Source organism: Methylophaga sp. UBA2689 (genome assembly GCA_002354555.1).
In the GTDB taxonomy this organism is placed as follows: domain Bacteria; phylum Pseudomonadota; class Gammaproteobacteria; order Nitrosococcales; family Methylophagaceae; genus Methylophaga.
Genome location: DELT01000015.1, coordinates 60,585 through 85,422 on the forward strand (window position 1 = coordinate 60,585; position 24,838 = coordinate 85,422).

The window sequence follows — 24,838 nt, forward strand, 5'->3', positions numbered from 1 at the left end:
ATCGAACCTGATTTACCGCTGGAAATTATTCGTTCCGCTGATGAAGTGCCGGATAGTGAAACCATACGTGAACAGGAAGCAGAAGCGTTTGTGGATAATCTGGCAATTTCTGATGCAGATACGATCATTATCAATGAATATGACGATATGTTCGTCCGCCCGGACAGTATTATTGCTCTGCCAGAACTCGAACAACGCGTCACCACATTAAAAAGTCTGATGGAGGACAAATCGCTTAGCGATGATACTCCGGTTACCCTTCGTTATACCGAAGAGACCCGTGAAAATACCACATTGCAGGAATTGGAAACTCAGGAAGAGGATCATATCGCGCCGATTACCATCGTGACTGAACAAGGTGAGACAATTACCGCCCCGCTGGTGGAGTTGTTAAAACGTGAAGATATCGATCACCAGGCGCCAGTAACTCAAATTCGCAAGCAGAAACAGGTAAAACAACTTAAAGCAAGCGAGCTGGCCGAGTCAGGTATTCCAGAGGATCAGCAGATTTCTGTCACCATCAGCCGTGGTGTACAAAAGCTTGATATCGCCGACTTAATTGACAGTGATTCAGAAGAAATGCAGGACAGCCTGTTTTATCTGCACCGGGTAACGGATGAAGATATTCAGGGCCTCTGGGGCATTATCCAGACCGGCTTGATTCGCAATTTTCGACAGGGAATCCGCCTGCAGCGAGATGGCTCAGACCAAAAAGTCAGTGTACTGATTCCGGCAGATGCAGATGAACCGTTGCCAACCGGACTAAGTTCATTTTTAGGCAAGATTCTGCATGATAAAGTATCGACCAGCTACGTTTATAACTTCAATACTCACACCATGGGCTATGATCCTGACTTGATTCGTCCCGGACAGGAACTGATTTTAATCCGCTTTTCCAGCGATGAAATCAAACAGATTTACCAATTCTTTGCTGAGCAACGCAACAATACAACAGAAACCTTTGCTATCGGTCGCTGATGATTGTTGAAATAATCTTGATACTGATAGTGCTCGGCATTATTGCCTTTGCATGGTGGTTTCCGTTTGAGTGAGTCGTTGCTTGTTAAACTCACCATAACGCAACATCACGCTGGGTAATACCAGTAAAGTCAGCAACGTTGATGAAATCAGCCCGCCGATAATAATGGCCGCCATCGGCCCCATAATTTCGCGTCCCGGACTGTCTGCATTAATTGCTATCGGCAACATCGCCAATGCAGTGACCAATGCAGTAATCAAAATTGATGGCAGACGCTCCAGTGCTCCCTGAATAGCCGTTTCCATCACCCAGGCCTTACCCTCATGTTCAATCAGATGTTGATAATGTGAGACCAGCATAATGGCATTTCGCAAGGTAATTCCAAACAGCGTAACAAACCCCACCAGCGAACCAATCGACAGCACACCACCTGTTAACCACGCTGCGACCACACCCCCCAATAACGAGAAGGGTAAATTCAGTAATACTAGCCAGGTGTTACGCACACTGCGCAGTGCCATATACAATAAAATGAGAACAATAAGTCCAACCAGAATGGAATGAATCATCAGATCCTTACGTGATTCAGCCTCAGCAACAGCTGTACCGGTAAACTCGGGATAGGTATCAGCATCGAACTGAACATCTTCATGTACCCGTTTTTGTAATTCCTGGAAGAATGAACGCAAATCACGTCCGGTGACATTACAGGTAATGGTTTGTAATCGCTGAGCCCCATGATGCAGAATCGCATGTCTGCCGGAAACCTGCTGTAACTCGGCGACATCCCCCAGAGTCAGCATCCTGTTATCTGAAGTACGTAATGGCATACTCAGAATCTGATGCGGCTGTTCACGTAAATTGGGTGACAACACCACCCGAATATCAAACAAACGGTTACCTTCAGATATCTGCCCAACCTGAATACCATCAAATGCTGCTTTGATATTCTGCATCACCGTCGCGGGCTGAAGGCCCCATTGTGGTAATTCTTCGAGTTTAATGCGTAATTGCAGCTGGGGTTCACCAGGCGGAGCGCGTAGCTGTATATCTGTGGCTCCCTCGATATCGGCCATCACCTCAGCCACTTCGCGCGCTTTATAATCAAGTGCATCCAGATCATAGCCGTATATATTGACTACCACCGGCGAGGTATAACCGGAAATGGTTTCATCAATCCGCTCGGTCAGGAAGGTGTTTACTTCAGAACTGATACCCGGAAATGCTTCCAGAATTTCACGAATTTCATCCAGAATAACTTGTTGCTCAGGGCCCGAAAGTGGCTCCAGGTCCACTTCATATTCACTGTAATGGGTGCCAAATGTATCGGCGCCGCGCTCTGCACGTCCCGCCCATTGTGATGTAGCTCGAACCCCAGGTATTGCAGCTACCTGCTGTTCAATCAACCCGCCAATTCGCAAGGACTCCTCCAGCGAGGTACCGGGCACACTGGCTGTGTGAATAATGTAATGCCCCTCACGCAGCTCTGGCAGGAAACGTCCACCGAAATAAGGCAGCAGACTGGCTCCTGCAACACACAACACCAATACGCTGATTATCATCAGTTTGGGGAATTGACAAGTGACTTTTAAGACGCGGCCATAGAGGATTTGCAGCCAGTGAATCAATGGTGGCTCAGAAGTTCGGGTAACCCCAATCCGACTGAGTAACGCATGACATAAAGCCGGTGTGACCGTTAACGCCACAAATAACGACGCCAGAATCGCCAGAATATAAGCCTGACCTAATGGCTCAAACATTCTTCCAGCCACTCCGCCCAAAGTTAATAAAGGCACAAACACCAGCATTACAATTAAGCTGGCATAAACAACCGACCCACGAACTTCCATTGAGGCTTCATAAACAATCTGAATAACTGGGCGGGGTTCTTTTAATCCAGCATTTTCACGCAGTCGTCTGAAAATATTCTCGGTATCAATAATCGCATCATCAACCACTTCACCCAGCGCGATAGCCAACCCCCCCAGCACCATAATATTGATGTTGACGCCGAATTCCAGCAGCACTATCAACGCGGCAAACAATGACAACGGTATGGCTGTCATCGAAATAATCGCCGTGCGTAAATTGAACAGGAATAAAAACAGCACTAAAAGTACCAGACCACCACCGACCAGCAGATGATGTTGAATATTCGCCAGCGACGTTTGGATATAGTTGGCCGGGCGGAATAAATCGTCATGCAATTCAATACCATCAACTTCAAACCCGTCACGAAACTCATTCAACGCCGTTTCGATGGCCTGGGTTACCGCCAGAGTATTGGCTTTGTATTGACCGATCACCATCAATACAATGCCAGGTTCACCACTGATTGCGGCCCCACCGATAGCAGGTGCAGGGCCGTATTCGATGGTTGCCACATCACCCAGATGCAGCACAGATTGCCCCTGCTGACGAATCACAACTTTCGCCATTGTTTCAGCACTCACTGGAAAGCCAACCACTTGCAGCATCATCCGCTGGTTACTGTTTTCAATAAATCCGCTGCCTTGCAATACAGTAGCTTCCCGAGCGGCTGTAACTATATCCATTGGTGACAACTGGTATAAAGCCAGCTTTTGCGGATCGAGCTGGATCTGCATTTGCTTCTCTGCACCACCGAACACATTGATATCGGCTACGCCATCTACGGCAAGCAATCTGGGGGTTAATGTCCAGTCCACCATTTCCCGCAACCGCATCAGGCTCTGCTGATCGGATGTTAACCCGATGGTCATGATGGTGCCGGAAGAGGATTCCAGAGGCACTATTAAAGCGGGACCAACACCATGCGGTAATTGTCCCTGTGCAGGCATCAATCGCTCAGAGACTAACTGGCGGTTAAGATAAATATCGCTTCGATCTTCAAAGGTAATGATTACAACGGACAGTCCGGGCGTCGAAGCTGAACGCACAAACATCACATCGGGAAGACCACCCAGTGCGTTTTCAATGGGCTGAGTCACCAGGGTTTCCACCTGCTCGGCGGTAAATCCTGACGCTTCGGTCTGAATAATGACCTGCTTTGGGGCAAACTCTGGAAACACATCCAGACTGGCTTTGTAGAGCTGATAGGAACCATAGCCCAACATTAATAACGCTAATGCCAGTACCACACCGCGGGCACGAACCGAAAAGGCAACCAAATGAGAAAGCATCCGTGTTCCTGTTAATTATCGAATAAGGAGGTACTGATGATTTGGCTAGTCATCATCATCGTCTTCATCATGAATTTGCCATTTGAATTCTTCAGATAACAATGTCTGAGCACCTGAGGTCACAACAGCGTCGCCCGGATGGAATCCCTGCTGCAGATACATACCTTCTACTGAGTCATGGCCATTCAGTAACGAAATACGCTGAAAACGCTGTTCATCCATGTGCAAATAGGCCCATGGCTGGCCCGCGTACCAGATCACTGACTGATAAGGAATCAGCACCGCTGAAAATGCACCCTGCTCAGTAGGCACCCATACTTGTAACTTTGCACCTTCCTGCAAAGAAGATGATTTGTTGAGGAAAAACCAGGTTTCGCCACTTAACACCGGATCGACACTGATGGCAGCGGCAAGCCGTTGCGCCTGACCAACATTATTTTGCTGGTGGGGTTGTTGCCATCGCACAGTATCAACGTTTGGATTCAGGCTTTGTTTGGGGGGCAAAGTGACTTTAATAATCGACTGTTCCCGCGACATCAGCAGATTGAACTCTTCACCACCGTTAATAACCCAGTCGGCAACGGGTTGAGGCCATTGCTGGCGCACTTCAGCGTGGCAATTTTCTAACAATTGCTGTTTTAATTCAGATTCAGCCTGAGCGAGTGATAAATTAGTTTGCGCATAGTTCACTTCTTTTGAAGCCACACTCCCGGTCGCTTTCTGGAGCGTTTTTAATCGCGATAACTCTTTACTCATCCCCTGTTCATTAACCTTAGCCATACGAAGGTTCATTTTTGCTTCAGAGCAGCGCGAGTGAGCTAATTGCAGCTCTCGGGTCGGTATAACCACTGCCATAGCTCGTATTTCGGGAGTATAGAAACTTTCCATCAATGTCTGACTTTCGATGGAGGCCAATTTTTGTGCGGCTTCGGTTAACTCAACCGACAGCGCAAACTGATGATTCTGCACATCATCTTCATTGTCATCGTCATCAAACTCTTTAACAACATGATTATCTGATGGGTCGAACGAATCCAATAAGGGCGACAAAAAATAAAGTGCTGCAACTATCGCTAAAACACTGACGATCCACAATAAAATACGCTGACTGGAATTCATTTTTATTTGCTGCCCCGATGCAAAACTGCCCGTCATTACAGCATGGCTGTCTAAATGCTACAAGGAGAACTTCCCAGGATGCTGAACATGACTTGACAGCAAGCACGCGTGCAGGTTTAATACCGCACCTTGTTGGCTCGATAGCTCAGTTGGTAGAGCAAGGGATTGAAAATCCCTGTGTCCCTGGTTCGATTCCAGGTCGAGCCACCATCGAATTCAAAGCCCGGTTTGCATTGCAACCCGGGCTTTTTTATTGCCCGTTATTCTGACATCTATATTTTCTTTGACGATTAACCACAGAGACACAGAGGGCACGGAGATTTGATAGAAATTTATCCGCAGATTACGCAGATTTTCGCAGATGGTAATTAAAGATGCTTTCATGGAAGTTGCTATGCAACCCATCTATGTTTGGATATGAACATTAACCATGGACACACAGCAACCACAAAGCTCAAGTTAAATAGATGGCGAAGTATGAGTGTTTTCTACAACGCTGAATTAATCAAAATCGAGCTATGGTCTATTGATAGGCCAAAGTGCCCATCAATAAAGTTATCAAAGTTTAATCTGCGTTCATCTGCGAAATCTGCGGATGGAATTTTTTCTCACTGATATTCAGGGTTCAGCGTCTTAAGCCATAAAAATTAATCACTGTGTCCTCTGTGTCTCTGTGTCTCTGTGTCTCTGTGGTTAATATTTATCTCAATGAAGATGGAAACAAGGAGATTCGGCACTATGGCATCTTTATCTCTGCTCAATCTGCGGATAAATTTCTATCAAATCTCCGTGCCCTCTGTGTCTCTTTGGTTAATTTCCTTTTTGCCTTATATATAGTTAGAAAACCCACGTTGTTGTAAAAAACACACACATTCGTATCTAAATGACCAAATTCACAATTTTTTGTTGTAAAAGTGTTGCAAAGGTTTTGTAGATGTGGAAAATACAGTCTTAACCGCGAAACATTCCGGTTACGAGAGAAACTTAAAGTAATCTGTTAACAACTAGAAGGTGAACAGACATGAAAAAAACTACACTTGCTACATTAGTCGGCGCAGCGGCATTCGCAGCAGCCGGCGCAGCTAACGCGACAATCGTTGTTGGCGGCGAAAACGGATATGAATTTAGCGTTGACGGTAACATCAACCAGTTCTTTATCGCTTCAGATCAAGACAGCGTAGATGGCGTTGATCAAAACAACCAAGGCGTAGCCAACGGCTTGTTACCAACTTTCTTTGGCTTCAATGTTAAAGCCCCAGAAATTAATGGTTTGACTGTTGCTGCACGTGTTTCTATTTCTCCATCAACTAACGATGGCAGCTACACTGGTGGCCCACTTGAGCAAGGTAACGGCCCTATGGAGCAACGTGAAGCGTTTGCCACTGTAGACGGTGCTTTCGGTCAAATCATGTTAGGTAAAGGCTTAGGTCTTTACTCAGCGAACAACATCCTGTTAGACCAAACTCTGTATGGTGTTGGTGCGACTGGTCTGTCTGCTGCTGGTGATCAAAACACTGGTGTAACTTCACTGGGTCGTATCGGTTACGGTTATGACTATGCTAACTGGCGTTCACAAATTCGTTGGACTTCAGTAGATATGAATGGCTTCAAAGTTGCCTTGGCTGTTGTTGATGGTGATGAATACTTGCAAGCTAAAGGCACTGGTTTCGAAAAAGATTCTCGTTTTGAAGCATCTGCTAGCTATGCATCAGCATTTGATGGCGGTTCTTTCAAACTGTGGTTAGACGGCATGACTCAAAAAGTCCGTTTTAGTGATGCAGTTGGTGACGAACGTTCTGACGCATATACTGTAGGTGGTCAATTAGTACTGGGTGGCTTTGAAGCAGTTGCTGCATATTACGATGGTGAAGGCCAAGGTATTGGTGGTCTGGGTCTAGGTGCATTTGACACTGATGGTAGTGCTCGTGAAGGTGATGGTTACTATGCTCAGTTAGGCTACCGTTTTGGTGGTCAAACATTTGTCGCAGCATCTTACGGTGAATCAACTTTGGACCGTGACAATACTCGTGTTGTTTCAGATGGTTCATTTGGTGACTTAGATTCAAACAGCATGGCTACAATCGGTATCTACCATGACGTTACAGCTAACCTGAAATTGGTTGCTGAATACTCACGCATGGAAACTGAATATCACATTCAATCTGATGAAGATGAAGTTGATGTTCTGGCTATCGGTGGTTTCATCAGCTGGTAAGAAGTTATTTTCTAAACCTTCAGGTTTAGTTTAAAACTGATAAAAAGCCTCAACCTTCGGGTTGGGGCTTTTTTTTGCTTTCAATTTCTACAGTTTGTAAAAAGGCTTAGTATTTACGCTAAAGTATCCGTTGTTTTATCCGTAAATTCTGAGGTAAATATGTCTAACAATCTGCCGCTTATGCCTTATATCGATGCTATCAAAGCGTCAATAACTGCTCATGCTGACGAAATTGCTCAGCTGGATCAGGCAATAGGTGATGGCGACCATCTGATTAACCTGCAGCGTGGAATTGAGGCTTTGCTGAAAAACAGTGAAGAACTGGAACAACTCGAGTTTTCGGCCGCGTTGAGCAAAATCGGCATGACATTGATGTCTACCATGGGCGGTGCATCAGGATCATTATTTGGATCCATGTTTGTCACCATGGGCAAAACAGCGAAAGGTAAAACGTTAGATGTAACAGGTATGACCGAAATATTTACCGCTGGGGTTGAATCAATCAAAGCTCGCGGTAAAGCGGATATTGGTGAAAAAACCATGCTGGATGCTTTAATTCCGGCATCAACTAGCCTAAAACAAAGCATTAGAAATGAGGTTGAATTGTCCGCAGCTCTGGAAGATATGAAAAAAGCCGCGATTGAAGGGATGGAGTCGACTAAGGATATGCTTGCAACTAAAGGCCGTGCATCCTTTCTGGGCGAACGGGCCCGGGGACATATCGATGCCGGCGCCCGCACCAGCCAGCTGATGTTGTGTGCTATTGCTGATTTGATTATTGAAAATCATTAATCACAGAGTTCTGGTAGTTATTTATCCGCAGATTACGCAGATGGCCGCAGATTCAGGACCAATCTTTGGTGTTGTAAACTTCTTGAGCCAAAGTTCAATAATAATGCCTTGTTTAAATGGGAGGCCTTAAGGTAGTTGATTACTTGAGCTTCTTCATTGCCGGATAACTTTTGCAATGCTTTCAATTCAATGATTGTTGTCCCAAAACATACAAAATCTGCTTTATAAAAAGTTGCTAATTGCCTGTCTTTATAGAAGATAGGCAAAAGCTTTTCTCGTTCGTAAGGTATGTTTTTGTCCTGAAACTCAATCTCTAAAGCTTACTGATATACCGTTTCTAAAAATCCTGGCCCCAATTCGGAATGCACCTTCATCGCTGCGCCAATAACGGCATACGTTTCAATATCCTTTTGCATAATCTGCGTCCATCTGCGTAATCTGCGGATCTCTAATAAAAGCTCAAACCACAGCGACATCCATGTCGATTAATTAAAAATTAGCAGCCCCAACGAAGTGCTGCGGTATGCACGGGCGCATCCCATAAGGCAGTCATTTCTTCATCCAGTAACGTTAATGTAACCGAGCAACCAGCCATGTCGAGTGATGTTGTGTAGTTACCTACTAACGAGCGTTTGATTTCAACTCCTTTTGCTTCCCAGAATTTAGCGGCCAGATCGAATACTAGGTAAAGCTCCATCAATGGCGTCGCACCAAAGCCATTTACATGCAAAAGCACCTGCTGTCCTGGTTGAGGATTTAATTCTTTATCAATCGCCGCAGTGACATGTTGAACCAACTCTTCAGCGGAACTCATGGTCATCGGTTCGCGCCCTCTTTCACCATGGATACCCACACCCATTTCAATTTCGTTTTCACTGAGCTCAAAAGTTGGCCGACCTGCGGCAGGAACAGTGCAGCTGGTTAACGCAAAGCCCATTGATGCTGTGTTATTGGCTACACGATCGCCTAATGCTTTACATTGGCTGAGATCTTTACCTTGCTCAGCCGCAGCACCGACCATTTTCTCAACAATCAAGGTACCTGCAACACCTCGACGGCCAGTGCTATGTGCTTCAGGTAACGAAACATCATCTTTTACTAATACTGTTTCGTGCTGACATTCCAGCATTTCAGCGGCAATTTCAAAGTTCATCACATCGCCAGCGTAATTTTTAACAATGAACAACACGCCAGCACCATTTTCAACGGATTCTGCCGCGGCCAGCATTTGATCCGGGGTTGGAGAGGTAAAGATCTGTCCCGGGCAGGACGCATCCAGCATGCCTTTGCCTACCAGTCCGGTATGCAATGGCTCATGACCCGAACCACCACCGGATATAAGTGCAACTTTTGGTTCAGTTGAAATGGTTGCACGTCGCACAAAGGCAGGTTGCTGTTGCAGCGAAACAATATTCTGATGTGCTTTAGCAAAGCCATTAAGACTTTCATAAAGCAGATTATCAACGTGATTAATTATTTTTTTCATTCTCTCACTCCTCTCTCTTTAGAGCTGTTTTAATAACGCTGTTATTTCCTGAATATCCTGGAAAACCCAATCCGGTTTGTAATCAATCTCCGCCAGGTCAGCTTCAGATGACACTCCCGTTAGCACCATAATACTGCGCATACCGGCATTCACGGCCCCTAAAATATCTGTGTTCAATCGGTCACCGATGGCGATTGTATTATGTTTATCAGTACCCAGAATTTCAAAAGCCTGTTGATACAAAATGGGTTCCGGTTTACCAATGACTATTGGTTCAATTCCCGTCGCAGCGGTTAATGCTGCCAGCACACCACCATTTCCCATGACTTCACCTAATTCAGTGGGTAAGGTCGTATCGGCGTTAGTCGCATAAAATTCTGCACCAGCCCGGAGATTTAAGGTTGCTGTAGCCAATTTGTTCCAGTTCAGTTGCCTATCCAAACCAGAAACCACAATATCTGCCCAGATATCACCTGTTTCTGCATCAGGATCAGTAGGATAATAGGTCGATGTTATGGTAAAACCCTGCTGTTGCAATGGTTCGATAAGACCGGACTCGCCGATGACAAATACTCGCCGTTTCGTTGCAGGCAATGTATCAACCAAATAGCGGGCAGTCGCCATACTGGTGGTCAGAATCTCTTTGGCTGACACCTCAACGCCCATATCTGCCAGTTTTTTTAGATATTGTTGTTGCGTCAGACTGGCATTATTTGTCGCGAGCACAAATGGAATTTTTGTGGCACGCAACGTAGAAAAAAACTCTGTTAAACCCGGCAATGGTTTACTACCCTGCCATAAGACACCATCCATATCGATGATGAATGCACCCAGGTCGTTGATTGTTTGCATGATTACCTGCTTATCAAATAGTGTAATTAAAGTGAAACTCCAAAAAGCGTCGCACAGAACAAAATAGACTGTCCAGTTATAAACAAACGCGAAAATCGTTAAAAACCCGGAAAAATTGACATAAATGAACCTTGTGCTTTATAGTCTGCGAGCGTATTTTCAACGTAAAACTACAAATTAAATCAATTATTAGGAGCATGTCAGCATGGCAAAAGCACTTATCCAAATGGCTCTGGATTCTCTGGACTTCGATCAAACTCTCGCATTGGCGGAACAAGTTGCACCTTATGTCGACATTCTTGAAGTCGGTACACCTTGCATCAAATACAATGGTTTAGAAATCGTCACTGCCCTGAAAACCAAATTCCCTAACAACCTGATTCTGGTTGACCTGAAAACAATGGATGCTGGTGAATATGAATCAACTCCATTCTATGAAGCAGGCGCAGACATCTGTACTGTTCTGGGTGTATCTGACAAAGCAACTATGGGCGGCGTTATCAAAGCAGCCAATGCTAACAATGCAGAAGCTCAAATTGACTTGATCAGCGTTAAAGACAAAAAAGCTGTTGCAACTGAAGCCGCTAAAAACGGTGCGCAAATCATCGGTGTTCACACTGGTTTGGATGCGCAAGCAGCTGGTCAAACACCATTTGCTGATCTGCAAGCAATCGCTTCATTGAACCTGGGTGTTCGCATTTCTGTCGCTGGTGGTCTGAACAAAGATACCATTCAGAAAACAATCCAAGCTGGCGCAACTATCGTTGTCGTTGGTGCTGCTATCTACGGTGCACCTTCACCAGCAGATTCTGCTAAAGAACTGCGCGCATTGGTTGATGCTGCGTAAGCAGAACAAACAGTAGCATAAATAAAAACGAGTGGCCCTGTGCCACTCGTTTTTTTTACGCTTAGCTGACTCATCCGGATTTCATGTTGTAAGTTCTGCCGGTATAACTTATTGACCATGCAGATAAATTGGTCAAAAACAGCAGAGCGTGATTATAATCCGTAGTCTGCAATCCTGCTGGCTTGCCACACAGAATCTAAAATAGTAATTTACCCGTTGCACCAACCTCATCATGTTGGGCAGATGGGGTTAAAAATGTAACAGGGGTATACTCATGAGTGATAAAGGATTTTTTGCTTCAATCTGCAGCTTTTTTAAAGGCTTGTTTTCGTCTGACAATGATAGTTGTTGTAAACCGGAATCAAAAACTGCAGCAGCACCGAAAAATACAAATGATGGTTTAACTGGTGTAGAACGCTACATCCGCAACCAATCACAAAGCGGTTCAAAATTAACTGGCGTTGAAAAATATATTCGCAACAAACTGTCAGCAAATAAACCTGTGACAGGTGTTGAAAAATATCTTCGCAGCAAAGCTAATGCCGCTCCATTAACCGGTGTTGAGCGTTATATTCGCAGCAAAGCTTAACTAGCCTTTATTACGAATAACTTACCCGCCACCAAATGATGGTGGGAAAACAGTCGGTTTTAAACCGGCTATGGTCTTCGTGATATTAAAATTTTTTAAGCTCAACAGCTCTACAAACTAACTCAAGAAGGTAAGAAAATGGCGAATTTACTTGATCAATTAAAGCAAATGACCGTCGTTGTTGCTGATACGGGTGATATTCAAGCAATTGAAAAATACACTCCACGTGATGCAACAACCAACCCATCACTGATTACAGCTGCAGCACAAATGCCTCAGTATCAAGGTATTGTTGACGATACATTGAAAGCAGCACGTCAATCGCTTGGTGCTGATGCACCTGCATCTGAAGTTGTCTCTCTGGCTTTTGACCGTTTGGCCGTTTCTTTTGGTCTGAAAATTCTGGAAATCATTCCAGGTCGTGTTTCTACTGAAGTAGATGCACGTCTTTCTTATGACACTGAAGCCACTATCGCTAAAGGCCGTGACCTGATTGCACAATACGAAGCAGCGGGTGTTTCACGTGATCGTATTCTGATCAAAATTGCTTCTACATGGGAAGGCATCCAGGCTGCAGCCGTTTTGGAAAAAGAAGGTATTCACTGTAACCTGACATTGCTGTTTGGTCTCCACCAAGCCGTAGCTTGTGCTGAAAATGGTATTACACTGATTTCTCCATTTGTTGGTCGTATCCTTGATTGGTATAAAAATGATACTGGCCGTGATTCTTATGAATCTCATGAAGATCCAGGTGTGCTTTCAGTTACTGAAATCTACAGCTATTACAAAAAATTCGGCTATAACACCGAAGTTATGGGTGCAAGTTTCCGTAATGTAGGTGAGATTACTGAATTGGCAGGTGTTGACTTACTGACAATTTCTCCAAAACTGTTAGATGAATTACAAAACACAGAAGGCACCCTGGAGCGTAAACTGTCTCCAGAAGTTGCAGCTCAATCTGATGTTGCAAAACTGAATTTGGACAAAGCCACTTTCGATGCCATGCATGCAGAAAACCGCATGGCGGCAGAAAAACTGTCAGAAGGTATTGATGGTTTTGCCAAAGCACTGGAATCACTGGAAGAACTGCTGGCTACACGTCTGGCAAATCTGGAAAGCTAATTATTGATTAGCAATCTGCAATCAGGTTACGGATTATCCGCAACCTGATTCAACAGATTTTGGCTCAATTGACTTATCGCCAAATTCTGAACTATAGTCCCGCTCGCACTGCGAAGCGTGGCAATAATTTTTATTAAAATTTTTAGGAGTAAATACACATGGCTGAAATTCAAATGGCTCTGGATTCATTGGATTTTGACGCAACTATGGCGCTGGCTGAACAAGTCGCACCTTACGTCGATATTCTGGAAATCGGTACACCTTGCATCAAGTACAACGGTCTGAAATTAGTTAAAGCTCTGAAAGCTGCTCACCCAGACAAGAAAATTCTGGTTGACCTGAAAACTATGGATGCTGGTGAATACGAAGCAACTCCTTTCTTTGAAGCTGGTGGTGATATCACTACTGTATTGGGTGCTTCTGATGAAGCGACCATGAAAGGTGTTATCAAAGCTGCAAACGCTAACAATGCAGAAGCTCAAATCGATTTGATCGGTGTTGAAGATAAATCTGCTGTTGCAAAACAAGCTGCTGCTAACGGCGCGCACATCATCGGTGTTCACACTGGTCTGGACGCTCAAGCTGCTGGTCAAACTCCATTCGAAGATCTGAAAACCATCGCTGGTCTGGGTCTGAATGTTAAAGTTTCTGTTGCTGGTGGTATCAACAAAGACACCATCCAAAGCACAGTTCGTGCTGGTGCTGATATCGTTGTTGTTGGTGCTGCAATCTATGGCGCACCTTCTCCAGCAGAATCTGCTAAAGAACTGCGTGCATTGGTTGACGCAGCATAAGGATTAGTAAAATGACAATGCATCGTGATCTAGTTGTAAACAAAATCACTGATATTCTGAAAGCAACTGACAGTTCACTTGAAGCCGAATTTGTTGCTATGTGTGATGGTGCCAAGCGCATCTTCATCACTGGCGCAGGTCGTTCAAGACTGGTAGGCAACTTTCTGGGTATGAGATTGATGCATAGTGGTTATACCGTCTATGTTCAAGGTGAAATCAGTACACCAAGTATCCGTGAAGGCGATTTGTTAATCGTTATCTCGGGTTCTGGCGAAACAACACAGCTGGTTTCGTTTGCGAATAAAGCTAAATCTGAGAACGCTAAAGTGGTTTTGATTTGTTCAAAATCCAGTTCAACGATTGGTGATATCGCAGATAAAACAATTCAGATTGGTACTGATAGCAGCTTTGCCCCAACAAAGGGCATGCCAATGGGAACCATGTTTGAATTGTCTACTTTGATTTTCCTGGAAGCTATTGTTTCTCATTTAATTCATGAGAAAGGTATTCCAGAAGAAGAAATGAAATATAGACACGCTAATATGGAATAACCACTTTTCCTTAGCAATAAAATTAAAACGGGTAACCTTCGGGTTGCCCGTTTTTTTTATGTCTGTCGTTCTCACCTCTCAAAACGGTATAATATTTGGCTATTTAAATTAAACCGGTTCTGAGAGTTATGTCCGCCAAAACACTTTATGACAAATTATGGGATCAACATGTTATCCGCAGTGAACAGGATGGTACTGCACTGATTTACATTGATCGTCATCTGGTTCACGAAGTCACCTCCCCGCAGGCTTTTGAAGGCTTGCGTCTGGCTGGCCGTATTCCATATCGCTTGAATTCAATTCTGGCAACGCCGGATCACAACGTACCGACCAGCCATCGCGAACAAGGTATTGCTGATCCAATTTCTCGGTTACAGGTTGAAACGCTGGATCAAAATTGCGCACAATTTGGTATTACTGAGTTTGGCCTGAATGATTTACGTCAGGGCATTGTGCATGTTGTCGGTCCGGAACAGGGCGCTACCCTACCCGGTATGACGGTAGTTTGTGGTGACTCGCATACCTCTACGCATGGTGCTTTTGGTGCATTGGCTTTTGGTATTGGTACATCAGAAGTTGAACACGTAATGGCAACGCAATGCTTAATTCAACGCAAATCCAAGAACATGCTGGTAAAAGTCGAAGGTCATGTAAACCCAGGCATTACGGCCAAAGATATCGTTCTGGCCATTATTGGTGAAATTGGTACCGCTGGCGGTACCGGCTACGCCATTGAATTTGCCGGTGAAGCTATTCAGGATTTATCCATGGAAGGCCGGATGACCGTGTGCAACATGACGATTGAAGCCGGTGCCCGTGCTGGAATGATCGCTGTAGATGACACAACCATTAATTATCTGAAAGATCGTCCTTTTGCTCCTAGAGGAGAAAACTGGGGTAAAGCTGTTGCCGCCTGGCGTGACTTACACAGTGATGCCGATGCACATTTTGATAAGGTCGTGGTGCTTGATGCAAGCCAAATCAAACCTCAGGTTACCTGGGGCACATCCCCAGAAATGGTGGTTCCTGTGGATGCCAATATTCCAGATCCCGCAGCAGAAAGTGATGCCGTGAAACGAAATGGTATGCTCAAAGCGTTGAAATACATGGGCTTGAATGCGAATCAGCCAGTAAAGGACATCCGTCTGGATCGAGTATTCATCGGTTCCTGTACCAACTCACGTATTGAAGATTTACGCGAAGCTGCAGCTGCAATTAAAGGTGGAAAAGTTTCCGCTACTGTAAAGCAAGCGATGGTTGTTCCAGGCTCGGGTTTGGTGAAACAACAGGCCGAACAGGAAGGTCTGGATAAAATCTTTGTAGAAGCAGGCTTTGAATGGCGTGATCCAGGTTGCTCAATGTGTCTGGCAATGAATGCAGATCGTCTGGAAGCAGGTGAACATTGTGCCTCTACATCCAACCGCAATTTTGAGGGACGTCAAGGACAAGGTGGCCGCACGCATCTGGTGAGTCCAGCAATGGCAGCAGCCGCAGCGATTGCAGGCCATTTTGTTGATATTACTGCACATTAATGGCGACCAATTATCAAGCCGCTGAGGCTGAACTCAGTACCTTGCGTGATTTTCTGCGATGGACCACCTCAAGGTTTGAAGAAGCCAGATTATTTTTTGGTCATGGCAATAACGACGCATTTAATGAAGCCACGCAACTGATTCTGCATAGCCTGAAACTTCCAGTAACTGAATTACCGGAATTGTTTCTCGATGCACGGCTGTGTAGTGCTGAAAAACAGGCTTTACTGCACTTGGTCAAACGGCGAATTGAAGAACGGGTACCAGTACCTTATCTGACACATGAAGCCTGGTTTGCTGGCCTGCCCTTTTATGTGGATGAACGTGTACTCATTCCGCGCTCTCCTTTTGCCGAATTAATTGATAGCCAATTTGCTCCCTGGTTGCAGGATGCAGATTCGGTCGAACGTATTCTGGATATGTGTACCGGCAGTGCCTGCATCGCCATTGCGCTGGCAATGACGTTTGAAGGTGCTGAAGTTGATGCCGTTGATATCAGTGATGAAGCGCTGAGCGTTGCCCAGATTAATAAAAACAAACATTTGCTCGGAGATGAGCTGTCGCTTATCAAATCAGATCTATGGACGGAATTAAATCAATCTCGCCAATACGATTTGATTATCAGTAATCCCCCCTATGTGGGTGATCTTGAGATGTCCAGCTTGCCAGCCGAATATCACCATGAACCGGTCCATGCCCTGCAGGCTGATGATAATGGTCTTGCTCTGGTAGAGCAGATCATCATTGGCGCAGCAAAGTTTCTTACTCCACAGGGATTACTGTTTGTTGAAGTAGGCAACAGCGATCTCGCAGTGGATGAAAGATGGCCGGAAACTCATTTTTTATGGCTGGACTTGGATCAAGGTGGTCATGGGATCTTTATGCTCACCCAAGCGCAATGTGCTGAGTTTGCAGCCGCTTAGTCCTGAGTTTCGATCACCGGATTTTCAGATTCTGACTCAAAAATCCTTACACAGTTACGACCTGCCATTTTAGCCTGATACATCGCCCGATCAGCCATTTCAAACAGGCTGTTAAGCGTATCCTGTTTATCCTGTCGAAGCGTTGCCACACCAACACTGATTGTAATAGCGATACCAGCGGGCTTGAATCGCGTCAGCCGTTTCTGCATACGCTGCATCAATAATGCTGCAGTCTGATTGTCACAGCCTGGCAACAACAAGACAAATTCTTCGCCGGACCAGCGGGCAATCATATCAACATCACGGACGTGGCGTTTCAGCCAGTTACCCAATTCTGCCAGCAGATTGTCCCCACGGACAAAACCATATTGCTCGTTAATGGCCCGAAAATGATCCAGATCGATAACCGCCATCGCCAAGTCACGTTTGAATCGGTAAGCCTCACTTAAATATTTACCGGCAAATTCACGTAATGCATGACGATTAAATAATTGCGTCAGTTCATCCAGCATTGCCAGGCTGCATAATGAGTTTTGCTGTGCCCTTAATTCACGGAAATTCTGATAGCTGGTTATGTGATTAAACACCCGCTGACGCAGCTCTTCACGGACAATCGGTTTGGAGACAAAATCATTTACACCGAGATGAAATAACTCAATTTTGCGGGATACATTATCAAACCCGGAAGTGGCTATGATGGGCACATTGCCATAGTCTTCACGCAAACGACGTATCTTTCTGACCAGGGTAATACCACTCATGCTTCCTTCCAGCATGATGTCGGTAATCACCAGATCATAATCGCCGCCACTGAATGCCTCCCATGCCTCTTCTGCAAAGGTATAAGCATCAACATCCAGCCCCATATCGGTTAATAAATCGATAATGATGGTCTGTAAAACCCTGGAATCTTCGATAAACAGTACCCGGCCAGATAACTGGCGGGTTTCACGCTGAGCCAGGCGTTGCACATAAATGCCTAATTCAGATTCGTCATGTTTGCTGAAGATGTCGGTGGCACCGGCCAGTAATGCCTGTTTGAGGGTGCGGGCGTTATCGGTTTCCGTCATCACCAGCACAGCAGCGTAATCATAGCCGTTGATAGCACGTAATTGACCGCAGAACTCACTACCAGCGATATCTGGCAGATCATCACTGCAACAGACTAATCGATATCGTGTCTGCTGAGCATGTTCAAGACCTTGATTCCCGGTCTCTGCGTGGTCCACTTCAAACCCGGCAGCCGACAATAGCGCACGAGCCTTATTTCGAAATTCAGTAGATGCGTCTACTACTAATGCATTGAGTTTTTGCACTATGCCAATCCTTTATTCTAATGTGCATTCTGCCTGTTGCTGAACATTAACAGCAAGCTTTCCCTGACAGAATTTGTTGCGTAAAACTTGTCCGAAGGTAAAAACCACAAGGATGATACCATTCTTCCTCGCCGTCATGCCCTATCTGCCGGGTAATTACCCGGCTATTGGCTGCCTTGGGTCTTATCTGTAAAAAACGTCCCAGTTTCGCTGTCACGGCACCTTCAGCGATCATTATTTCCATCAATTCTTCCCAGTCCTGCTGCAGAACTGTTTCCTGCTGTTCCGAGGGCTGCCATAAAATAGCCTGTCCAATAAATCGATCTGCTAATGCAATAGCATTATCGGCTTCAACCGGCAACCACAAAACCTTGCTCACTTTACGACGTAACCATGATGTCTGCCAATGCGTTTCAGACAGCGCTTTGGGTGTCACCGTGCAGACATATGTCGATTCTTTTGGCTCACCACGGGTATTCAGTGGAATGGTTTTTAATTCGATACCCAGAGCAACAAAATCCGGTTCCGCCTGATTACCGGCATCGGCGCCCAGAATGCGCTCCAGTAGATTGCCTAACCAACCTTTATGACGCCGCAAATCTGCCGGAACCACCAAGCCTGATTGCTGCGCAAGCTGACCAACCGTTTTGCCAGCTATTTGCTGGCAACGATGCATCAGTTCAGCTTCAGAGGCAGGAGGAGAAACTGGAACCGGTTCCGGGTAAATATGATCAGACATGAGTGGCATGATAATCTAGTACGTTTAAATCTGCTTAAGGCGATTCCGGTGAAAGCGCTTACTATTGAACATCTGAATAAAACCTATCGCAATGGCTTGGAAGCACTCAAAGATATCAACCTTAAGGTTGAAGAAGGTGATTTTTTTGCACTGTTAGGGCCAAATGGTGCTGGCAAATCCACTACCATCAGCATTTTAACGTCATTAGTCACAAAAACCAGTGGCTCGGTAACCATCTTTGATGCCGATCTGGACAGTCAAACCGAACTGGCTAAAAGTTATATCGGATTGGTGCCACAGGAATTTAATTTTAATGGTTTTGAGCAGGTTAAACACATTCTGGTGACTCAAGCCGGTTATTACGGTGTTCCAGCAAAAGAAGCGGAACCGCGTGCAGATGTCTTGCTAAAGCAATTAGGACTTTGGGAAAAACGACACACAGCCTCCCGTTCATTATCCGGTGGTATGAAACGCCGGTTGATGATTGCCCGGGCACTTGTACACAATCCACGGCTGCTTATATTGGATGAACCTACAGCGGGTGTGGATATTGAGTTGCGGCGCTCGATGTGGGTATTTTTACGTGAAATCAATCAACGTGGCACCACTATCATCCTGACGACGCACTATCTTGAGGAAGCGGAAAACCTGTGTCGAAATATCGCCATCATCGACAAGGGCCGTATCGTTGAAAATACCGATATGAAATCGTTATTGAATCGCCTTGATAAAGAGACTTTTGTACTGGATTTGCTTGAACCTCTGACTGACAGCAGTTTGCTACAGGGGATTGAATACCATCAGGTTGATCCAACAACCATAGAGGTCGAGCTTCAGCGCCAGGAAGGCCTGAATGATTTATTCACTGTATTAACTGAACGTGGCATAAAAGTGGGGAGTATGAAAAACAAGGTGAATCGTCTCGAAGAATTATTTTTAACCCTGGTTGAACGTCCGGAGTCTGTCGAATGAATAACCGCCGCCAGCACCACTGGATTGCCTTTTCAACCATTGTCACCCGGGAAATCAGACGTTTCCTGCGGATTTGGGCTCAAACACTGTTACCGCCAGCGATTACCATGACTTTATATTTCATTATTTTCGGTAACCTCATTGGTAGCCGAATTGGTGAGATGGATGGCTTCAGTTATATGGAATATATCGCTCCCGGCATCATCATGATGGCCATTATCAACAATGCCTATTCCAATGTTGCTTCGTCCTTTTTCAGTGCCAAGTTTCAAAACCATATTGAAGAGCTGATGGTTTCGCCCGTTCCCAACTATATTATCCTCGCAGGATATGTTGTCGGCGGCGCAGCACGTGGCCTGTTTGTCGGACTTATTGTGACACTGGTTTCACTGATATTTACCAAACTTACCGTTCAACATATCGGGATTACCATTAGCATGGTCTTTCTCAGTGCCGTCATGTTTGCATTAGGCGGATTTATTAACGCGTTATACGCGCGCAGCTTTGATGAAGTCTCAATTATTCCAACCTTTATCCTCACGCCGCTGACCTACTTGGGTGGCGTATTTTATTCAATTTCTCTGCTGCCCGAATTCTGGCAAAACGTTTCCATGTTGAATCCGGTTTTATATATGGTCAATGCGTTCCGCTACGGGATCTTAGGAGTCTCTGATATTCCGGTAGCAGCTGCGTTTGCCATTATTCTGGGCTTTATAGTTGCACTGACGAGCTATGCGCTTTATTTGCTGCATAAAGGTACTGGCTTGAGGGATTGATTTTTATGAACCACAGAGACACAGAGGACACGGAGTTTTTATTATTGATTTATCCGCAGATTACGCAGATTTTCGCAGATGCTTTATGAATGATTTAACAAGTCGGTTTGAAAGACGTTAGCCCTCATGATCCTTTTGTGATGTATTACTGAATCAACCTGAAAACCATTTATTTAATCTGCGTCCATCTGCGTAATCTGCGGACTATTTTTAGAAAGTCTTAACAAACCACACTTTAGAATGGGAGTAGAAGTAGCGTTTATACCTATCCCATTTATTAAATCTCTGTGTCCTCTGTGCCTCTGTGGTTACTTTTATAATCTCAGCCTATCAATTGGAGCGCATCGCGAACGACTTCAATCCCGGCTCCGGGTAAATGGGCATTTTCACTTAAGTGCCGCCGCCAGCGACGTGCGCCGGGCAAGCCTTGAAACAAACCCAACATATGGCGGGTAATCGATTTCAAGGGTCTCCCCTCTTTCATACGCATTTCAATATATGGCAGCATCAATTCGACTATTTCATGCTGACTCGGTATTACACGATCATCATTAAAAATTCGTTTATCGGCTTCAGCCAATAAATATGGCTGGTGATAAAGCGCTCTTCCCATCATCACCCCATCTACCTGTTGCAGATGGTTTTCGGCTTCTTCCAACGTGTGTATGCCGCCATTAATATCCAGATGCAAATCAGCAAACTCCTGCTTGATTTGATACACCTTTGAGTATTCAAGTGGTGGTATATCCCGATTTTCTTTTGGGCTTAAACCTTTTAACCAGGCTTTACGGGCATGCAAAATCACTGCATCGACTTCAACCTGATAAATTGCGTCAACAAATTGCCTGACAAATTCATAGCCGTCGTGCTCATCAATCCCTAATCGGGTTTTAACGGTGATGGGAATATCGGTTGCCTGTTTCATTGCAACCACACATTCAGCTACCAACTGAGGTTCGGCCATTAAACAGGCACCGAAGCGTCCATTTTGCACACGGTCACTGGGGCAACCGACATTCAGGTTAATTTCCTGATAACCGGCCTTTGCACCTAACTTGGCACATTTTGCTAATTCTGCCGGATCACTACCACCCAACTGCAATGCCATAGGATATTCAATTTCATCATGGTCCAGAAAGCGTTGATGATCGCCGTGGAGCAATGCGCCGGTGGTGATCATTTCGGTATACAGCAAGGTATGTTTGGAAATAAGTCGACACAAATAACGAAAATCCCGATCGGTCCAGTCCAGCATGGGTGCCAGTGATAAACGATGGGCGAATTTAATATTGGCTGTCAAAGTCATAATAAAACCTGTTTAATCCGACATTTTCGCAAATCAATCGCTAAAATGCCCATTTAATCTGTTTTTTAAGTCAGTCGATGAGCACCATCAAGATTAACGATCTCTCCATTGCAGTTGTCCGAAGCACACGCAGAAAGACCATCGCCATCAAAATTCAGGATGGCAACGTCACTGTGCACTTACCCAAATTAATGCCCTTATGGTTGGCAAAACAGTTTGTGCTGCGCAAACAGCACTGGATCGAGGATAAATTAAAGAATTTCCAGCAGCGTCCGCCCAAGAGACAATTTATTGAAGGTGAATTACAACCTTTTATGGGCGAACACTATCCATTACATATTATTCAGGAGCCTCAGCGCCAGCGACTGCATGTTCAATTTGATCAACAGAAACTGGTGATTATGGCCCCGTCAAAAGTAACAACCTTGCAAATAAGACAGGCCTTAACCAGATGGTACAGACGTCAGGCAGAATCGTTATTAAAGGAGCGGGTAAAGCAGCTTGCTGAACAAACTGGGCTGCGGCCAAATCAGATTCAGATTAAAAGCTATAAAGCCCGCTGGGGCAGTTGTAATATAAAAGGAGATATCCAGCTTAATTGGCAATTAGTTCAGGCCACACAGTCGATAAACGATTACGTCATCATTCATGAATTATGTCATCTGCGTCAGCATAACCATTCAAAGGCCTTTTGGGATTTGGTTGGGCAGTTTGACCCCAATTTCCGTGAGCATCGCAGTTGGTTGAAACATCATGGACATCAGCTGGTTATCTAAACGGATCTGCTTAACTTGGTAATTTTTCCATTATGAATTAATATATGCCACATTGGATAAGGAACGCTGCGACAGAGAACACTCTGCTAGGCTTATTCAATTTTACATTCCAAACGGCGTTCATTATTACAGGTCACTGGTAGTAATGGGCGTTTCATCCGAACTTTACCCATAGTTAAACTATCATTACCTTATTTGAATTTTAATGAGGAAGTTGTCTATGAGTAATGCTTATCTTTTTACCTCTGAATCCGTATCAGAAGGTCATCCAGATAAAGTAGCAGACCAAATTTCCGACGCTGTTTTAGATGCAATCCTGACCAAAGATCCCCACGCTCGTGTTGCCTGCGAAACATTGATTAAAACCGGTGTTGCGATCGTGGCTGGCGAAATTTCAACCAGCGCCTGGGTAGACTTGGAAGATATTGTTCGTAAAACCATCACGGATATTGGTTACAACAGCTCCGAGGTTGGTTTTGATGGCCAGACTTGTGGGGTCATGTCGGTTATCGGTAAGCAATCCGGTGACATTGCCATGGGTGTGGATCGTGAAACAGAAGAAGATCAAGGTGCCGGTGATCAGGGCTTGATGTTTGGTTATGCCAGCAATGAAACCGAAGTGCTTATGCCTGCGCCGATCACTTATGCACATCGTCTGGTCAAACGTCAGGCTGAAGTACGTAAAAGCGGGGAATTACCGTGGTTACGTCCCGATGCGAAAAGCCAGGTGACATTTGCCTATGAAAATGGCGTACCGGTCGGTATTGATGCGGTGGTGCTATCAACCCAGCATAACCCTGAAATCAGCCAGTCTGATCTGAAAGAAGCGGTAATGGAGCTCATTATCAAACAAACGCTTCCAGCTGAATGGCTAACAAAAAATACTCGTTACCATATCAATCCCACCGGGCAATTTATTATTGGTGGTCCTGTAGGTGATTGCGGACTCACCGGTCGTAAAATTATCGTCGACACCTATGGTGGCATGGCCCGCCATGGTGGTGGTGCATTCTCCGGCAAGGATCCTTCAAAAGTTGATCGTAGTGCAGCCTATGCAGGTCGATATGTAGCGAAAAACATTGTTGCCGCCGGGCTTGCTGATCGTTGCGAAATCCAGGTTTCGTATGCCATTGGCGTTGCAGAACCTACATCAATTAGCGTGGATACATTTGGTACAGGCAAAATTGCTGAAGATAAACTTGTCGCATTAGTTCGTGAGCATTTTGATCTGCGCCCGGTTGGTCTTATCAAAATGTTGGATTTAGTACGTCCCATTTATCAGCAAACTGCCGCATATGGTCATTTTGGACGTGAAGAAGCTGACTTCAGTTGGGAACGAACTGACCTCGCTCCCGTCTTACGTGAAGCAGCAAAAATCAACTAACACAGGAAATTATCATGCAATCAGCAGTAGAAAACTTAAAACCAGATTACAAAGTTGCCGACATCAGTCTGGCGAAATGGGGCCATCAGGAAATTAAAATCGCCGAAAGCGAAATGCCTGGATTGATGGCGTTACGTGAAGAATATGCCGGCCAGCATCCGCTAAAAGGTGCGCGCATTGCAGGTTGTCTGCATATGACCATCCAAACTGCCGTGTTGATTGAAACATTGGTTGAATTAGGCGCTGAAGTGCGCTGGTCTTCATGCAATATCTTTTCAACGCAGGATCACGCTGCAGCAGCCATTGCCGATCAGGGCATTCCGGTTTTTGCCTGGAAAGGTGAAACCGAAGAAGAAGCTATCTGGTGTATTCGTCAGACGATCATTGGCACCGATGGCTGGCGCCCGAATATGATTCTGGATGATGGTGGTGATTTAACCACGATGATGCATGTGGATTACCCGGAATTACTCGACGATGTTAAAGGGCTGTCGGAAGAAACCACCACCGGCGTTCATCGTTTGTATGAAATGATGAAAGCAGGTGCTTTAAAAGTCCCGGCGATCAACGTTAACGACTCAGTGACCAAATCAAAATTCGACAATCT

At 45.1% G+C, this 24,838-nt stretch carries 22 protein-coding genes, 1 tRNA gene, 1 pseudogene and 1 riboswitch; of the genes and pseudogenes, 16 read left to right on the plus strand and 8 right to left on the minus strand.

The window, feature by feature from the left end:
• The coding region (locus B3M51_RS01535; protein ID WP_292756354.1) for a hypothetical protein at nucleotides 1–978 on the plus strand (978 nt) is incomplete at its 5' end.
• A 39-nt stretch (nucleotides 979–1,017) separates the two neighbouring features.
• On the opposite strand, the gene B3M51_RS01540 is transcribed toward B3M51_RS01535, so the two are convergent.
• A complete protein-coding gene (locus B3M51_RS01540) occupies nucleotides 1,018–4,140 on the minus strand; it encodes an efflux RND transporter permease subunit (protein WP_292756356.1) in 3,123 nt (1,040 codons plus the stop codon).
• A 45-nt stretch (nucleotides 4,141–4,185) separates the two neighbouring features.
• Entirely contained in the window at nucleotides 4,186–5,259 is a 1,074-nt protein-coding gene (locus B3M51_RS01545) for a hypothetical protein (RefSeq protein ID WP_292756358.1), read from the minus strand.
• Between the two features lie 134 nt (nucleotides 5,260–5,393).
• On the opposite strand from B3M51_RS01545, the gene B3M51_RS01550 reads away from it, so the two are divergent.
• The 3 genes from B3M51_RS01550 to dhaL all read left to right on the plus strand — a co-directional run bounded on the left by B3M51_RS01550 (nucleotide 5,394) and on the right by dhaL (nucleotide 8,266).
• A tRNA-Phe gene (locus B3M51_RS01550) sits at nucleotides 5,394–5,469 on the plus strand.
• 811 nt (nucleotides 5,470–6,280) lie between these two features.
• A complete protein-coding gene (locus B3M51_RS01555; RefSeq protein ID WP_292756359.1) occupies nucleotides 6,281–7,474 on the plus strand; it encodes a porin in 1,194 nt (397 codons plus the stop codon).
• 159 nt (nucleotides 7,475–7,633) lie between these two features.
• On the plus strand, nucleotides 7,634–8,266 hold the full coding sequence (gene dhaL, locus B3M51_RS01560) for a dihydroxyacetone kinase subunit DhaL (protein ID WP_292756361.1): 633 nt from the start codon (nucleotides 7,634–7,636) through the stop codon (nucleotides 8,264–8,266).
• A 32-nt stretch (nucleotides 8,267–8,298) separates the two neighbouring features.
• On the opposite strand, the pseudogene B3M51_RS14430 reads toward dhaL, so the two are convergent.
• From B3M51_RS14430 to B3M51_RS01570, 3 genes and pseudogenes are all read right to left on the minus strand, one after another.
• Nucleotides 8,299–8,742: pseudogene (locus tag B3M51_RS14430) on the minus strand (GxxExxY protein).
• 20 nt (nucleotides 8,743–8,762) lie between these two features.
• Nucleotides 8,763–9,752 (minus strand): dihydroxyacetone kinase subunit DhaK, encoded by a 990-nt coding sequence (dhaK, locus tag B3M51_RS01565; RefSeq protein WP_292756363.1) that lies wholly within the window; start codon nucleotides 9,750–9,752, stop codon nucleotides 8,763–8,765.
• 18 nt (nucleotides 9,753–9,770) lie between these two features.
• On the minus strand, nucleotides 9,771–10,604 hold the full coding sequence (locus tag B3M51_RS01570; RefSeq protein WP_292756365.1) for an HAD-IIA family hydrolase: 834 nt from the start codon (nucleotides 10,602–10,604) through the stop codon (nucleotides 9,771–9,773).
• A 205-nt stretch (nucleotides 10,605–10,809) separates the two neighbouring features.
• On the opposite strand from B3M51_RS01570, the gene hxlA (B3M51_RS01575) reads away from it, so the two are divergent.
• The 7 genes from hxlA (B3M51_RS01575) (at nucleotide 10,810) to prmB (ending at nucleotide 16,962) form a co-directional block, all read left to right on the plus strand.
• Complete coding sequence (gene hxlA, locus B3M51_RS01575; protein ID WP_292356637.1) at nucleotides 10,810–11,451, plus strand: 3-hexulose-6-phosphate synthase; 642 nt, start codon at nucleotides 10,810–10,812, stop codon at nucleotides 11,449–11,451.
• Nucleotides 11,452–11,725: 274 nt separating this feature from the next.
• A complete protein-coding gene (locus tag B3M51_RS01580) occupies nucleotides 11,726–12,040 on the plus strand; it encodes a hypothetical protein (protein ID WP_292479418.1) in 315 nt (104 codons plus the stop codon).
• A gap of 138 nt (nucleotides 12,041–12,178) precedes the next feature.
• On the plus strand, nucleotides 12,179–13,162 hold the full coding sequence (locus B3M51_RS01585; RefSeq protein WP_292756367.1) for a transaldolase: 984 nt from the start codon (nucleotides 12,179–12,181) through the stop codon (nucleotides 13,160–13,162).
• A gap of 158 nt (nucleotides 13,163–13,320) precedes the next feature.
• Entirely contained in the window at nucleotides 13,321–13,956 is a 636-nt protein-coding gene (gene hxlA / locus B3M51_RS01590; protein ID WP_014707664.1) for a 3-hexulose-6-phosphate synthase, read from the plus strand.
• An 11-nt stretch (nucleotides 13,957–13,967) separates the two neighbouring features.
• Complete coding sequence (hxlB, locus tag B3M51_RS01595; protein WP_292756370.1) at nucleotides 13,968–14,507, plus strand: 6-phospho-3-hexuloisomerase; 540 nt, start codon at nucleotides 13,968–13,970, stop codon at nucleotides 14,505–14,507.
• Nucleotides 14,508–14,635: 128 nt separating this feature from the next.
• The gene (leuC, locus tag B3M51_RS01600) at nucleotides 14,636–16,039 is read left to right on the plus strand and encodes a 3-isopropylmalate dehydratase large subunit (RefSeq protein WP_292756372.1); all 1,404 of its coding nucleotides are present in this window, start codon (nucleotides 14,636–14,638) and stop codon (nucleotides 16,037–16,039) included.
• Nucleotides 16,039–16,962 (plus strand): 50S ribosomal protein L3 N(5)-glutamine methyltransferase, encoded by a 924-nt coding sequence (gene prmB / locus B3M51_RS01605; RefSeq protein ID WP_292756374.1) that lies wholly within the window; start codon nucleotides 16,039–16,041, stop codon nucleotides 16,960–16,962. Before leuC ends, prmB begins: the two co-directional genes overlap by 1 nt.
• Here prmB and B3M51_RS01610 read toward each other — a convergent pair.
• Both B3M51_RS01610 and mutH read right to left on the minus strand, forming a co-directional pair.
• Nucleotides 16,959–18,278, minus strand: coding sequence for a diguanylate cyclase (locus B3M51_RS01610; RefSeq protein ID WP_292756376.1), 1,320 nt, complete (start codon nucleotides 18,276–18,278; stop codon nucleotides 16,959–16,961). The genes prmB and B3M51_RS01610 overlap by 4 nt on opposite strands.
• Nucleotides 18,279–18,324: 46 nt before the next feature.
• The gene (mutH, locus tag B3M51_RS01615; protein WP_292756378.1) at nucleotides 18,325–19,017 is read right to left on the minus strand and encodes a DNA mismatch repair endonuclease MutH; all 693 of its coding nucleotides are present in this window, start codon (nucleotides 19,015–19,017) and stop codon (nucleotides 18,325–18,327) included.
• Nucleotides 19,018–19,065: 48 nt separating this feature from the next.
• Between mutH and B3M51_RS01620 the strand changes: the two genes are divergently transcribed.
• Both B3M51_RS01620 and B3M51_RS01625 read left to right on the plus strand, forming a co-directional pair.
• Nucleotides 19,066–19,989, plus strand: a complete 924-nt coding sequence (locus B3M51_RS01620) for an ABC transporter ATP-binding protein (RefSeq protein ID WP_292756380.1) — start codon at nucleotides 19,066–19,068, stop codon at nucleotides 19,987–19,989.
• Nucleotides 19,986–20,765, plus strand: coding sequence for an ABC transporter permease (locus B3M51_RS01625; protein ID WP_292479426.1), 780 nt, complete (start codon nucleotides 19,986–19,988; stop codon nucleotides 20,763–20,765). Before B3M51_RS01620 ends, B3M51_RS01625 begins: the two co-directional genes overlap by 4 nt.
• 322 nt (nucleotides 20,766–21,087) lie before the next feature.
• Here the strand turns inward: B3M51_RS01625 and dusA are convergent, their stop codons facing one another.
• Nucleotides 21,088–22,071, minus strand: coding sequence for a tRNA dihydrouridine(20/20a) synthase DusA (dusA, locus tag B3M51_RS01630; protein WP_292756382.1), 984 nt, complete (start codon nucleotides 22,069–22,071; stop codon nucleotides 21,088–21,090).
• Between the two features lie 77 nt (nucleotides 22,072–22,148).
• Here dusA and B3M51_RS01635 point away from each other — a divergent pair, with 77 nt between their 5' ends.
• The 3 genes from B3M51_RS01635 to B3M51_RS01645 all read left to right on the plus strand — a co-directional run.
• Nucleotides 22,149–22,847 carry a M48 family metallopeptidase gene (locus B3M51_RS01635; protein ID WP_292756384.1) on the plus strand — a complete coding sequence of 233 codons (699 nt, stop codon included), beginning with the start codon at nucleotides 22,149–22,151 and terminating at the stop codon, nucleotides 22,845–22,847.
• A gap of 52 nt (nucleotides 22,848–22,899) precedes the next feature.
• A riboswitch (S-adenosyl-L-homocysteine riboswitch) is annotated at nucleotides 22,900–22,976 on the plus strand.
• 91 nt (nucleotides 22,977–23,067) lie between these two features.
• A complete protein-coding gene (gene metK, locus B3M51_RS01640) occupies nucleotides 23,068–24,231 on the plus strand; it encodes a methionine adenosyltransferase (RefSeq protein WP_292479429.1) in 1,164 nt (387 codons plus the stop codon).
• Nucleotides 24,232–24,245: 14 nt separating this feature from the next.
• Nucleotides 24,246–24,838 (plus strand): adenosylhomocysteinase (locus B3M51_RS01645; protein ID WP_292756387.1); only part of this gene is annotated, 593 nt, incomplete at its 3' end.